Origin of the sequence: Marinobacter salinisoli, from assembly GCF_017301335.1 — a bacterium.
Taxonomy (GTDB): Bacteria; Pseudomonadota; Gammaproteobacteria; order Pseudomonadales; family Oleiphilaceae; genus Marinobacter; species Marinobacter salinisoli.
The window spans coordinates 1,237,800-1,250,768 of the sequence record NZ_CP071247.1; the positions used below are offsets into that span (position 1 = coordinate 1,237,800).

At 60.8% G+C, this 12,969-nt stretch carries 11 protein-coding genes; 9 read left to right on the forward strand and 2 right to left on the reverse strand.

Annotation, left to right across the window (positions count from 1 at the left end):
* Positions 1-85: 85 nt before the first annotated feature.
* The 7 genes from LPB19_RS05590 (at position 86) to LPB19_RS05620 (ending at position 8,651) form a co-directional block, all read left to right on the forward strand.
* Complete coding sequence (locus LPB19_RS05590; protein ID WP_206645115.1) at positions 86-2,938, forward strand: class I adenylate cyclase; 2,853 nt, start codon at positions 86-88, stop codon at positions 2,936-2,938.
* A 68-nt stretch (positions 2,939-3,006) separates the two neighbouring features.
* On the forward strand, positions 3,007-3,171 hold the full coding sequence (lptM, locus tag LPB19_RS05595) for an LPS translocon maturation chaperone LptM (RefSeq protein ID WP_206645116.1): 165 nt from the start codon (positions 3,007-3,009) through the stop codon (positions 3,169-3,171).
* 39 nt (positions 3,172-3,210) lie between these two features.
* On the forward strand, positions 3,211-4,461 hold the full coding sequence (gene lysA, locus LPB19_RS05600; protein ID WP_206645117.1) for a diaminopimelate decarboxylase: 1,251 nt from the start codon (positions 3,211-3,213) through the stop codon (positions 4,459-4,461).
* 14 nt (positions 4,462-4,475) lie between these two features.
* Positions 4,476-5,393 (forward strand): diaminopimelate epimerase, encoded by a 918-nt coding sequence (dapF, locus tag LPB19_RS05605; RefSeq protein WP_206645118.1) that lies wholly within the window; start codon positions 4,476-4,478, stop codon positions 5,391-5,393.
* 17 nt (positions 5,394-5,410) lie between these two features.
* A complete protein-coding gene (locus LPB19_RS05610; protein WP_206645119.1) occupies positions 5,411-6,157 on the forward strand; it encodes a DUF484 family protein in 747 nt (248 codons plus the stop codon).
* Positions 6,158-7,126: a tyrosine recombinase XerC gene (xerC, locus tag LPB19_RS05615; protein WP_407943940.1), complete on the forward strand. Its 969-nt coding sequence runs from the start codon at positions 6,158-6,160 to the stop codon at positions 7,124-7,126.
* Between the two features lie 58 nt (positions 7,127-7,184).
* Positions 7,185-8,651: a GGDEF domain-containing protein gene (locus LPB19_RS05620; RefSeq protein ID WP_206645120.1), complete on the forward strand. Its 1,467-nt coding sequence runs from the start codon at positions 7,185-7,187 to the stop codon at positions 8,649-8,651.
* Here the strand turns inward: LPB19_RS05620 and LPB19_RS05625 are convergent.
* Entirely contained in the window at positions 8,645-8,878 is a 234-nt protein-coding gene (locus LPB19_RS05625; RefSeq protein ID WP_206645121.1) for a DUF2789 domain-containing protein, read from the reverse strand. The two genes, LPB19_RS05620 and LPB19_RS05625, sit on opposite strands and share 7 nt — an antisense overlap.
* Before the next feature lie 95 nt (positions 8,879-8,973).
* Here LPB19_RS05625 and LPB19_RS05630 point away from each other — a divergent pair, with 95 nt between their 5' ends.
* Positions 8,974-11,763, forward strand: coding sequence for an ATP-binding protein (locus tag LPB19_RS05630; RefSeq protein ID WP_407943941.1), 2,790 nt, complete (start codon positions 8,974-8,976; stop codon positions 11,761-11,763).
* A 9-nt stretch (positions 11,764-11,772) separates the two neighbouring features.
* Here the strand turns inward: LPB19_RS05630 and LPB19_RS05635 are convergent, their stop codons facing one another.
* Positions 11,773-12,096: a hypothetical protein gene (locus tag LPB19_RS05635; RefSeq protein ID WP_206645703.1), complete on the reverse strand. Its 324-nt coding sequence runs from the start codon at positions 12,094-12,096 to the stop codon at positions 11,773-11,775.
* Between the two features lie 263 nt (positions 12,097-12,359).
* Here LPB19_RS05635 and LPB19_RS05640 point away from each other — a divergent pair, with 263 nt between their 5' ends.
* Complete coding sequence (locus LPB19_RS05640; RefSeq protein ID WP_206645122.1) at positions 12,360-12,965, forward strand: hypothetical protein; 606 nt, start codon at positions 12,360-12,362, stop codon at positions 12,963-12,965.
* The last annotated feature ends 4 nt before the right edge of the window (positions 12,966-12,969 follow it).

The following is a 12,969-nucleotide window of genomic DNA, read 5'->3' on the forward strand; positions in this document are numbered from 1 at the left end:
CTTTTATTTTTCTGCCGGTTTTGCCACGATGCAGCCCACATAATACTGATCCTGACGCCGAAAAGAACCTCTCCCAGGAGCCGCCTTGACTGCCCACGTTGCCCCGATCACTCTCGATTTCGACGAGGGGATTGACCGCAAGACTCTGCGGCGCCTGCGGGACCGGTTCCTGGCTCTGAACGCACAGCGCTGGGAACGGGCCCGGTCGTCGCTGACCTATCGCCAGCAGATCGTGCTCGAGATCCTGCCGCTGGTATTCCATGTTAATCATCCCTCTTTGCCCGGTTACCTCGACCGTGACTGTCCGTTTGGGCTGAGCGGCTACCAACCGTCATCCGATACCTTGAACGCCGCCCGCCGCCTGGCTCGCACTTTCAGCCTGCGGGATGAGGGCAAGCGCAAGCCCGATCTGGACGCGCTGTTTCTGATGGGCAGTCCCGGCTCACTCGGCCACTCGGTGGCCAGCGATCTGGATGTCTGGCTTTGCCACCGCGCCGACCTGTCGGAGCGGGGTGTTGTCTGCCTGGAGCGAAAGGCCGAACAACTGTCCCGGTGGGCCGCCTCTCTGGGGGTTGAGCTGCATGTCTTCGTGTTCAGTGCCGACGATTGGCGTGCCGGCCGGCAGCGGGCGGAGGTGAAAGGGGAGAATTGCGGCAGCGCGCAGCATTATCTGCTGCTGGATGAGTTCTACCGCACTGCGATTCACCTGGGTGGCAAGTACCCGATGTGGTGGCTGATTCCGCCTGAGCAGGAGGCCCGTTACGATGACCGCATGCGCCAGCTGGTGGATTGCCGGTTCGTGAAGGGGAACGACTACATTGATTTCGGCCCGGTGCCGTCGGTGCCCGAGGGCGAGTTCCTTGGGGCGGGCGTGTGGCAGCTTTACAAGGGTATCGACGCGCCCTGGAAATCGCTTCTCAAGTTGCTGCTGATTGAGTGCTACGCCCAGACGCGCCACTGGCCGTTGCTGTCAGGGGTATTCAAGCAGGCCGTCTTTGCGGGTGAGTCCAGTGCCGATGTCCTGGACCCCTACGTTCAGCTTTACCAGCGCCTGGAAACCTGGCTCAACGACAGTAATGCGCCGGAAAGGCTCGATCTGGTGCGCCGTAGCCTGTATCTGAAGGCCGGCCTGCCGCTGACGCGGGCAGAGGCGTCGGCGGACCAGTGGCGGGTTCGCTTGCTGGGTGATCTGATCGCCCGATGGCAATGGTCCGAGGCCATTCTGGTGGAACTGGATAATCGCCACGCCTGGCGGGCCGAGGACGTGATCCGGATTCGCCGGACCATCGTGGCCGAACTGTCCCACAGTTACCGGCTGCTGTCGCGCCTGGCCCGGGAACACGGCGCTGAGGTGTCGATCAGTGAACACGATATCAACTTGCTGGGGCGCAAGCTGTACGCGGCGTTTCAGCGCAAGGCGGGCAAGGTCGAACCGATCAACCCGGGGCTGGTGCCGTCACTGACGGAGGAAAACCTGTCGTTTCATCACCAGTCCTATCAGGGCGGCGGTGATGGCTGGCAGCTGTACCGGGACCTGGAAGATCCCACCGATGCCTTCTGGCAACCGGTTATCCGTCGTTCCGGGCACCTGGCTGAGCTGATGCTCTGGTGTTACTGCAACGGCCTGCTGAACCGCTCCACGCGCCTGAATGTCCGCGCCGGGCGGACGGTTGCCTCGGTGAGTGAATTGCGGGAGATGCTGGATGCGCTGACCGAATTCCTGCCGTTTCCGATTGCCCCGGCCGGCCGGGATGCGTTGTCCGAGAGTCTGCATCCGCTGCGCCACCTGTTGTTGGTGAACGTGGGTGTTGATCCCCAGTCCCGCCTGACCGAAAAAGGACTGCACAAACTCAGTGCCCGGCACGACTCGCTGGGGTTCAGCGGTGGTCGGGAAAACCTGGTGGTGACCATCGATCAGATCACCTTCAACAGCTGGCACGAGGTGAGCCTTCAGCACTACGCCACCGGGGATACCCTGGTGCAGTGCCTGAAGAATGTTCTGGCCTCCGTTGCGGCCAGCCCTGCTCGGGTTCCCGACATTCGGGTGCATGCCCACAACCGTGGACACGGCGCCGCAATTGCCCGTCGGGTGCAAGAGCTGTTCGATGACGTGCTGAATCATTTTTTTGCGGGCGACAGCGGGCCCCACCCGTTGCGTTACGTGATCGAAATGGACCGGCGCTACTTCCTGCTTCAATTCCACGGGGCTGAGCCGGGCTTCGTCGCGCTCGATAGCTTTGCAGATCTGCTGGAACATCTGACCTTGCCCCAGGCCCGGTTCCTGCCGGTGGTGTTCGACCGCTGCGCAATCCCGGAGGATCCGGCGTTACGCGCGGTTTGCCAGGCCAGCGAACCGGATAATGTTCAGGTGTTCTTCTGGCTTCGAGGGCAGCGTGCGCGAATCTGGGTGGTGGATGAAGTCGGTTCGTTGTCCTGTTGGGAACAGCCGCTGGGTGACCGCCGTTACCTGCTGGTGCCCCTGATGCGATTCCTGGAAAATGTGCTGGAACGCCGAATGCTCAGGCAGGGCTATTCGTCCATTACTTCGTCGTCAGTTCAGTGTCGGGAGGTGGTGCTGCGCCACGGCCAATGGTCCACGGTAAGGTGTAAAGACTCCGGCCATACCGCCCCGCCACCTGGCCTGGAAGTGCAGGCGGTGGGCGTGCAGGAGGGGGACGGCCCCGTCCGTTTCGATCTGTTTTGCGGCAATCAGGAGTTTACGGTCCAGGAGCATGGCGACCAGTTAATTCCGGCCGTCGCTCAGTTTATCCGGTCGCAGAGGCGGGCTGGCGCTGACTACCCGGTCTACCTGACCGATGTTCATCTGCCCAACGATCTGGCACCGGAGGCCTATCAGCAGGATATCCAGACCAGCCAGTACCTGTACTATCGCTCGGCACTGGAGCGCTTGCTGAACCAGGCGCTGGAGGCGTCGTGATCGTGTCCTCGCCGGGCAGGTTGCGTCTCGGGTATACTCAGGCCAAAACACATGTAGAGGTTGCAGGAATGCGCGCCATAACGCTTTTATTGGCCAGCCTGAGTCTGATGCCGGTGCTTCAGGGGTGCGGACAGAAAGGCGATCTGTATCTGCCGGAGCCGGACGCATCCAGTCGTTCCGAAGCTCCGGCCGATGGCCAGCCGGCGCGTGAAGACGACGACACTGACCAGTAGTCGGTCTGCTCTGTGCCCGTTTGACGATTTAGGGAAACCATGGACCACTTCAATTACCGCAACGGCGAGCTGTTTGCCGAGGACGTGCCCGTCTCCGAGATTGCTGAGCGTTTTGGTACGCCGGCCTATGTTTATTCACGGGCGACGCTGGAGCGTCATTACCGGGCCTATGACGATGCCATGAGTGGCTTGCCTCATCTGGTGTGCTACGCGGTGAAAGCCAACAGCAATCTGGCGGTGCTCAATGTCCTGGCCCGGCTGGGTGCGGGCTTCGATATCGTATCTGCCGGCGAGCTTGAGCGGGTGCTCAGGGCGGGCGGCACGGCATCCAAAGTGGTGTTTTCTGGCGTTGGCAAACAGGAATGGGAAATGCGTCGCGCCCTGGAGGCGGGCGTGCGCTGCTTTAACGTGGAATCCGACACCGAGCTGGATCGCCTGAATGCGGTGGCCGGTGAGCTCGGCGTTCGCGCACCCGTTTCACTGCGGGTGAATCCGGATGTGGATGCGGGCACCCATCCGTACATTTCCACCGGTCTGAAAGAAAACAAATTCGGCATTGATATCGCCGAGGCACCGGCGGTTTACGCCCGGGCCAGCCGTCTGCCAAACCTGAACATCATTGGTGTCGACTGCCATATCGGGTCCCAGCTCACGTCCGTCGATCCATTCCTCGATGCCCTTGATCGGGTGGTGGAGCTGATCGATACCCTCGCCGAGCAAGGCATCACAATTCGCCATTTGGACATGGGCGGCGGCCTGGGCGTCACCTACGATCAGGAGCATCCGCCACAGCCATCGGATTACGTGCGCGCCCTGGTCGAGCGTCTTGGAGACCGGCAGCTTGAACTGGTGGTTGAGCCTGGCCGCTCCATCGCCGCTAATGCGGGCATCCTGCTGACCCGGGTGGAAATCCTCAAATGCACCGAACACAAGAATTTTGCCGTCATTGATGCGGCCATGAACGATCTGATCCGTCCGGCGCTCTACAGCGCCTGGCAGGCGATCGTGCCCGCCAAGCCCCGTCAGGATGGTGCGGAAAAAAGCTGGGACCTGGTGGGGCCGGTCTGTGAAACCGGCGATTTCCTGGGCAAAGACCGCAACCTCAGCCTGCAGCCCGGTGATCTGCTGGCGGTGCGTTCAGCCGGGGCCTACGGGTTCGTCATGAGCTCGAACTACAACACCCGTAACCGCCCGCCTGAGTTGATGGTGGATGGTGACCAGGTGCATGTGGTTCGGCGGCGGGAAACCCTTGAGGACCAGCTCGCACCCGAAAGTTGTCTGCCGGAATGAGGGAGACCGGGGAAATGAGTCAGCATCGCCGGGGGCAGGGCCCGTCACTGCGCTTCACCAAGATGCACGGCCTGGGCAATGATTTCATGGTGGTGGACGCCATCAGCCAACCGTTCCGTCTGCGGCCCGATATGATCCGCAAGTTGTCGGACCGGAACTTTGGTATCGGCTTTGATCAGCTTCTGGTGGTGGAGCCGCCGGGCCTGCCGGATGTGGATTTCCGTTACCGGATCTTCAACGCGGACGGTTCCGAGGTGGAGCAATGCGGCAACGGTGCCCGGTGTTTTGCCAGCTTCGTACGCGATCAGCGGTTGACCAACAAGAAGATCATCCGGGTTCAGACCGCCAAGGGCGTCATCGAACTCCGGGTTGGCAGGCAGGGAATGGTGACCGTCAATATGGGGGTGCCGGAGCTCAATCCCCCTGCCATTCCCTTCGCTGCGGATCGACAGAAAACCGTCTACACCGTTGACGTGGACGGGCAGACGGTGGATCTCAGCGCCGTCTCCATGGGTAACCCCCATGGCGTCTTGGTGGTGGACAATGTAGACACGGCTCCGGTGGAAACCCTGGGGCCACGGCTGGAATCACACCCCCGGTTTCCGGCCAGGGCCAATATTGGTTTTTTACAGATTGTTGATCGCAGTCACGCCCGCTTGCGGGTCTATGAACGGGGTGCCGGGGAAACCCTGGCCTGCGGATCTGGCGCCTGTGCTGCCGTCGTGGCTGGCTGTCTGCGGGGGTTACTCGATAGCCGGGTCGAGGTGGAGCTGCTCGGTGGCCGGCTGGTCATTGAATGGAAGGGGGATGGGGCCCCTGTTATGATGGATGGCCCCGCAACCACGGTCTTTGAAGGCCAGTTGCGACTGCCGGGCGGCGACAAGCCGAGCCGTCGCCCGAAACAGGGCAAGCCCGCAAGACAGCGGTCCTGACCATCAGGAGACAGAGCATGACAGAGCAGACGGCCCAGCAGACGGCTGAGGAAATAACCCGCGAACAGGTGGTGCAGTATCTGCAGGACAACCCGGACTTCTTTGTCGATCAGGATGAGCTGCTGCGCGGACTGACCTTGCCCCACGACAGTGGCCGGGCCATTTCCCTGGTAGAAAGACAGGTGCATCTGTACCGGGAGCAGCGGGACACGCTCCAGCATGAATTGAGCGAACTGGTGTCCATCGCCCGCCAGAACGAGCGTTTGTTCGAAAAGAGCAAGCGTATGCTGCTGCAGGTGATTGAAGCACGTAACGTCAACGACATGGCGGCGGTCATCGACGACAGCATACGTGGTGATTTCGGCCTGGATGCGGCCTCGGTGCTTCTGGTCACCGACACTAAGCTGCCAGATGCGTCCCAGGGCGCACTGCACGTGGTGACGCCGCAGGATGCGCAGGAACGCCTGGGCAGTTTGCTCGAAGGCGACCGTGCCGTCTGCGGCCAGTTCCGGGAAAGCGAACGGAATTTCCTGTTTCCCAACCGCGACGAACCGATCGCCTCAGTTGCACTGGTGCCACTGCGAAGTCAGGGTCTGGTGGGCGTTTTTGCGGTGGGTAGTTGTCAGCCGGGTTATTTCGACCAGAGCATGGGGTCGTTGTTTCTCAGCTACATCAGCGACACCCTGAGCCGGCTGTTGCCGCCGATGCTCGAGCGCCACAGCGCTGGGGCCGGAACCGCTGACCGGACCGCGGAGAAGCCCTGAGTGCACGCAGCTGTGCCAGAGGTCGCGGTGCCGGGTTCGCTCGCTGACCCCCTCGCGGCCTTCTTTGACCACCTGGCATCGGAAACCCGGCATTCGCAACGTACCTGTGACAGCTACCAGCGCGACTTGAACCGGTTCGCGGTCTGGCTGAATCAGCACCAGTATCACCAGTGGCAGGCGCCGAACTCCCATGATGTGCGCCGGTACGTGGCGGACCTGACACGGCAGGGTCTGAGTGGTCGCAGTATCGCCCGCCATCTCTCCGCCATCCGGCGCTTCTATCGCTTTCTGGTGCGCGAAAAACTCGCCACCGATAATCCTGCGCTCGACATCAGAGCGCCGAAGAGTGGCCGTCGGCTGCCCAAGGTGGCCGATGTGGATCAGGTTAACCATCTGCTCGATTCCCTCCCGGACGACCCGCTGGAAATCAGGGACGTTTGCATGTTTGAACTGATCTATTCGTCTGGCCTGCGGCTATCGGAGTTGGCGGCCCTGGATCTCGATTCCGTGGACCTTCGAGGCAGCCAGGTTCGGGTGCAGGGTAAAGGTGGCAAGGAACGGGATCTACCGGTGGGTCGCAAGGCCGTGGCGGCGATTCGGGCCTGGCTGCCGGTCCGGTCCGGCATGGCATCGGATGCCGAGCAGGCCCTGTTCGTCAGCCAGCGCGGCGATCGCCTGAGCCACCGCAGTATTCAGTCGCGACTGAGTCGCTGGGGGCTGGTGAAAGGGGCCGATCAGCGGCTCCACCCGCATATGCTCCGACACTCGTTTGCCAGTCATATGCTGGAGTCCAGCGGTGACCTGAGGGCGGTTCAGGAACTGCTCGGACATGCCGACATTGCGACAACCCAGGTGTATACCCACCTCGATTTCCAGCATCTCGCTCAGGTTTATGACAAGAGTCACCCCCGTGCGCGCCGGCGGCGTTATGATGGTGGCTCCGACAAGGACGCTCAGAATCACGAGTAAGTGACGATCAGGACGATCAACAACGAATGTGGTAGTGCAAGGGATTTGGGAGTGCCCAATGGCATCGGATGTGTCCTGGAAAGAAAAGTACTTCAAAGAGCTCGAGTCCGCTGAGACCCGGCACAAGCAGTGGCAAGACGAACGCAGTCTGCTCCAGCGCATGCTCGTGCGCACCAGCCTCGCGTCGGAAGGGCAAACGCCGGAGCTGGACGCGTTGCTGGCCAAACTGCGAAAGGACCTGAAAAAGAAACATTTCGATGTTGCCGGCTGGCGCCAGCTGCAGGAACAGATCGACCGCCAGGTGGCGCGCCTGGACGATCAGCCCCCGGCGGCTCCCAACCGCACTCCTGCAGAGACCACGCCTGTGGCACCCCGTCAACGCTCGCAAGTCCCGCACGACGCTTCGACGCCGGCAACAACAACGGCCGGCGTGCCGGGGGACTCGCAGGATCTGGCCGATCACGCGCAGCGTCTGCGGCTGGCCCGGCGGGTCGGGGAACTTCTTGACTACATGCTTGACCGTGTTTCTCTGGATGATCAGGCCGAGCGTCAGGCCCGGTCGCTGCAGCAGTCCCTGCTGACCAGTGAAAACTGGGATGAACTCCGGGAGGGGCTGAATCAGGTTGCCGAGCTGGTGATCGTGGCCATGACCCGAAGCCAGAAAGAGTTCGAGGCATTCCTCAAAAACCTCGATGAACGGCTGGCGCTTTTGCGCAGTCATTTCACCAGTCAGTCTTCGGCTCAGACCGAACGCCTGTCCGACAGCGAAACCCTGGAACGGGAGATTCGCGACGAGCTGGAACGGGTCGGTCAGGAAGTTCGGGCCAGCGAGGACTTGCAGCAACTCAAGGTATCGGTCAGTCAGAACCTGGCGTCCATAGGGCAGGCCGTGCAGCGCTTCCGGACGCGTGAAACCGATCGCGAACGGATGCTTTCAGAACAGCTTCAGGCAATGCAGGAAAAGCTGGCGGCCATGGAGGCGCACTCCGAAGAGGTGCAGAATCAGGTACGGCGCGAGCGGGTTCGGGCCATGACCGACCTGCTCACCCAACTGCCCAACCGTGAGGCCTGGCAGGAGCGAATGACGTTCGAATTCAGTCGCTGGCAGCGCTATGGGCATCCGCTGACCATCGGCCTGGTTGATATCGATTTCTTCAAGCGCATCAATGATTCCTACGGCCACAAGGCCGGTGACAAAGTGCTGCAGATCGTCGCCCGGGAACTGGGCGAGCGGGTCCGTGCAACCGATTTCGTCGCGCGCTACGGTGGTGAAGAGTTTGCGCTGCTGTTTCCGGAAACCTCGCCGGAGGAAGCCCAGGTTGCGGTCGAGAAACTGCGGCAGCATGTTGGGCGTTTGCCGTTCCATTTCCGCGGCGAACCGGTCAGCATCACTTTTTCAGCGGGGCTGACTGGCTTCGCGCCGGGTGATTCCGAGGAATCCGTGTTTGAGCGGGCGGACCGGGCGCTGTATGACGCCAAGGACGCAGGACGAAACCGTACGGTGATTGCGCCGTCGCTTCAATGACGCATCCTGGCATCCAGTTCATCAATGATTTCGGCCCAGTCGCTGTCCTGCTCCAGGCCCTCTTCCAGAAAGTTGGATTGGCTCTCTGACCAGAACGGTGCGTCCTGGATTGCGGTGCCTGCCGGGAGAGGGGAATGCTTGCCGATAAACTGATCCACGCTTGCCTCATCGGACGGCAGGCCAAGTTGTTCAAACAAAGTGTTCATGGTGTGTTTGCTGGTATCCATGGCTACGACGCTCCCGACAGTGTTTGCCCGAATGAAATTGCACCCGATTGCAGGTATGGTTCCCTGAAATGTAGCGGAACCCCAAAGGATATCCAGTGAAGGCCGTTCTTCCCCTTGTGATGCTCTGCCTGTTGTCTCTGGCCCCCACATTGTTGCGGGCTGATCCACCACAGGCTTCTCCGGCACCGGTGCTCGGGAGCTCTGAGCTGACCTGGCTGGAAGCGCAGGAAGGCTTTCGCATTGGCATCCGTAATCCGCAGGTTCCGCTGATCTTCGCAACGGGCGATGGAACGCTGGTCGGTATCTACGTGGATTACCTGCAGCGTCTGTCGGACAAGCTGAAAAAACCACTGGAACCGGTGATTGCCCAAGGCCAGGCCGGTATTGCCTCCGAGCCGGCTGACGCCGAACTGATCAGCCGCCTGCCCGATGCCCCGGTGCCCGCCGGCAAACGGGTTACCGAACCGCTGATGTCGCTGACCTATGGCCTGTTCATCGGCGCCGGCGACCGGTCGATCCGCAGCCTCGATGATCTGGAGAACAGCCGGGTAGCCATCATCGAGTCAGACCCCAATCAGTTTCCCATGCTGGATCCCGTGCAGCACTTCACGCCGGTAGAGGTGGGCAGTATTGGCGAGGCGGTCAGCAGTGTGCTTTCAGGCCGGGCCGATGCCTTTCTGGGCCCGGTTCTGGTGGTCTCCGAATACCTGCAGTCGACCATGATTGATGGCATTGGCCTGTCGCAATTGCTGGACCAGCGCACGGTGGACGTGGTGCTGCAGGTGGACGCCAAGAACGACCGCTTGTTCCAGGTTCTGGATCAGGCGGTCGCGGCCATCAATCACTATGAGCACCGTACGATTCGCCATTCCTGGTTACAGACCGATGTGCCGGAGCTTGAGCGTACCGGGCTGGAACTGTCGGCGTCTGATCAGGACTGGCTCAGGAAGAATCCGAACCTTCGGGTTGCCTTCCGTTCGGATTGGCCGCCGTTCGAGTTTGCCCAGGATGGTCGCCCCGGCGGTCTGGTGTCGGACCTGGTTTCCCGGCTGGAAAACAAACTGAATCTGCGCTTTGAGCGAACTCTGGTCTCCGATCGCATGACTGCCGAGGCGCAGCTCCGGGAAGGCACGGTGGATGTGCTGCCAGGCCTGGCCCGGACACCACGCAATGAAGAGGATTTCCTGTTCACCAAGGCCTACCTGAACGTGCCGATTGCCCTGGCCATCCGTGACGAAGGCCGTTTTATCGGCGACTTGCGGGAGATCCAGAGCGAACGTGTGGGGGTGGTCAATCGTCATGCGGCCCACGATTACCTGCTGATCAATCATCCGGAGCTGAACCTGTTCCCGGTGAGCACCGTGGAGGAAGGATTGCTGGCGCTGTCCAATGGCGATCTGGATGTGATGGTGACTCATATCCCTGCGGTCAGTTACACCGTGGCCCGGCTTGGCTTGTCGAATCTGCGGATCACCAGTATCACTCCTTACGCCTATGACCTGCGACTGGCCGTGCAGGCTGACCGGCCCGAACTGCATCGTATCCTGAACCAGGCACTCAGCAGCCTGGATGCCACGGAAACCGAAGCGATCTACAACCGGTGGATTCACCTGGATATCGAGCAGGAGCCAGACTATACCGTGGTGCGTCGGGTCATTCTGATCGCCGTTGTGGTTGTCCTGATCTTCCTGTACTGGAACCGCAAACTGTCCCGGGAAGTGGACGAGCGGATCCGGTCGGAGAATGCCCTGCGCCGGAGTGAGGACGAGCTGCGGGGGGCAAAACTGGAGGCGGAGCGACTGGCTCGGGAAGCCGAGGCGGCCAGCCGCGCCAAAAGTGAATTTCTGGCCAACATGTCGCACGAGATACGGACCCCGATGAACGCGGTCATTGGCTACAGCGATTTGCTCAATAACACGGTCACGGATCCTCAGCAGCGTAATTACCTCGAGGCGATCCGCGCCGGAAGTCGCAGCCTGCTGATGTTGATTAATGACATTCTGGATCTGTCCCGCATCGAGGCCGGCAAGATGCGCCTGGATTATTCTGCGGTGTCTGTACGGCAGTTGTTGGGGGATGTCCGGCATATTTTTGATCTGAGGGCCCGGGAACAGGAAATTTCCCTCGAAGTGAGCGTGGACTCCGGTATGCCGGCGGCCATGATGCTGGATGAGACGAGACTGCGTCAGGTGCTGTTTAATCTGGTCGGCAACGCCATCAAGTTCACCCATGAGGGTGGCGTGACGGTGCGGGCTACGGCAACGCCACTGACTGCAGAGTCCGACGGTGACGATGGCGAGTCCCAGATTACGGACGTTCAGCACTATCGCCTGGTGGTCACGGTGAAGGATTCGGGGATCGGGGTGCCGGAAGACCAGCGGGAGCGAATTTTCGAGGCTTTCGAGCAGCGCGAGGGTCAAAACACCCGGCGCTACGGCGGCACCGGTCTGGGCCTGGCCATCAGCCGGAAGCTTGTGCGCATGATGGGCGGTGAACTGGAGGTTGAAAGCGAGGCCGATGCGGGCTCGGTGTTCACCGTGGTGCTGCCCAACGTGGAAGCCACGGGCAAACAGGTTGAAGACCTTGGTAAGCCGAAGGAGGCTGAGACGTTACTCGCGCACGAATTGAGTATTCAGGAACGAGGCTGGCTGCGGGAGCAGCTGGCGGAAGATTTCGGCGATGAGTGGCAGGAGGTTCGAGAAAGCGGCGATCCGGAAGCGATGAAAGACTTTGCCCGGCGGGTGCTGGCCTGGGGGCAGCGCTTCCGGTCTCCGTCAGTGACGCAATATGGGGAAAAGCTGCTGGCCGATGTGGAGGCCTTTAATCTGGATGCGGTGAACAGCGCGCTGGATGCCTTTCCCCGATTACTGGGGCGCAAGGAGTAAGCGTAAAGGTTACAGGCAATCAAATTGCGAGCGACGGTCGAAGGCAACGGATACCATGTCATAACCGGAATCGGACAGTTCGCGGATCAGTGCGCGGTCTTTGAGCAGAGTCATACAGACTTTGTGCACACTGGCCTGGAGCTGTTCGGCCGGGGGTTGCTTGGCCGGAAATCGGAAGTCGACGATCAGGTACTTGCGATCAATGGCCGACGCGACAGGAATGTCTTCACGTTCCACGCTCTCGTACCCGATGTAGGTGGCTTCGTCATGGGCGAATACCTGACTCATCAGCAGGTCCAGGTTTTCGGCCTGGGCCGGCAACGCTGACAACATCAGCGTTGCGGCGAGGAGGCAGTGGAGACTGGAATTTTTCATGGTGACGCCGCCGGTGACTTTTTTGTCATATGTAACGAAGTGTAAATTTATGTCGTGGGTTATTTTTGCAAACTGGTTGGCATTTTAAACAATCCGGGCAAAAATTTTTTCAAATGTTTGCAGTTATCTGACACTGAGGAAAGGTGCCAGACCGGCGCTGATCGCGACGTTATCAACTATTCTGAACAATAAACAGCGGTATACGTAGAAGAGGAAGTGGCATGTTTCAGCTTGTGTTTAAAGGCGAGTGCGTTCCGGGCACCGACACTCAGAGCGCCCGCAACAACGCGCGGGCACTGTTCAAGGCCAGTGTCGAGCAGGTCGATCGTATGTTTAGCGGCCAGCCGGTGGTGATCCGGAACAAGCTCGAAGAGGCACAAGCGGAAAAATATCGGGCCGTTCTGGCCAAGCATGGCATGGTTGCGTATGTGCATCCGATGCCGGGCGCAGCGCCTGCACCTGAGGCCGCGACACCTCGTCCGACGGCAGCCGCACCGGCACAGCCGGCTCGGGCCGCCGAACCGGCCTCTGCAACCGGCGGTGCGGCAGCCGGTAAGGTTCCGCAAACCGAACCCGGTGAACGCCTGCCAGTGGCCGGTGAAAAGGTGGACGATATTCTGACCGGGTCCGGATTGAGTCTGGATCCGGCCGGGGTGACCCTGGCGGAGTCGGCAACGGTTGAGGCTCCGGCATTCCAGCATCTGGACGATTGGTCGTTGGCGCCGACGGGCAGTGATCTTGGTGTCAAAGAGGATCTGCCGCCGCCCATGGTTCCCGATGTGTCCCATCTGTCGCTGGCCGATGAGGAAACAGGCAGCAAGCAGTAACGGC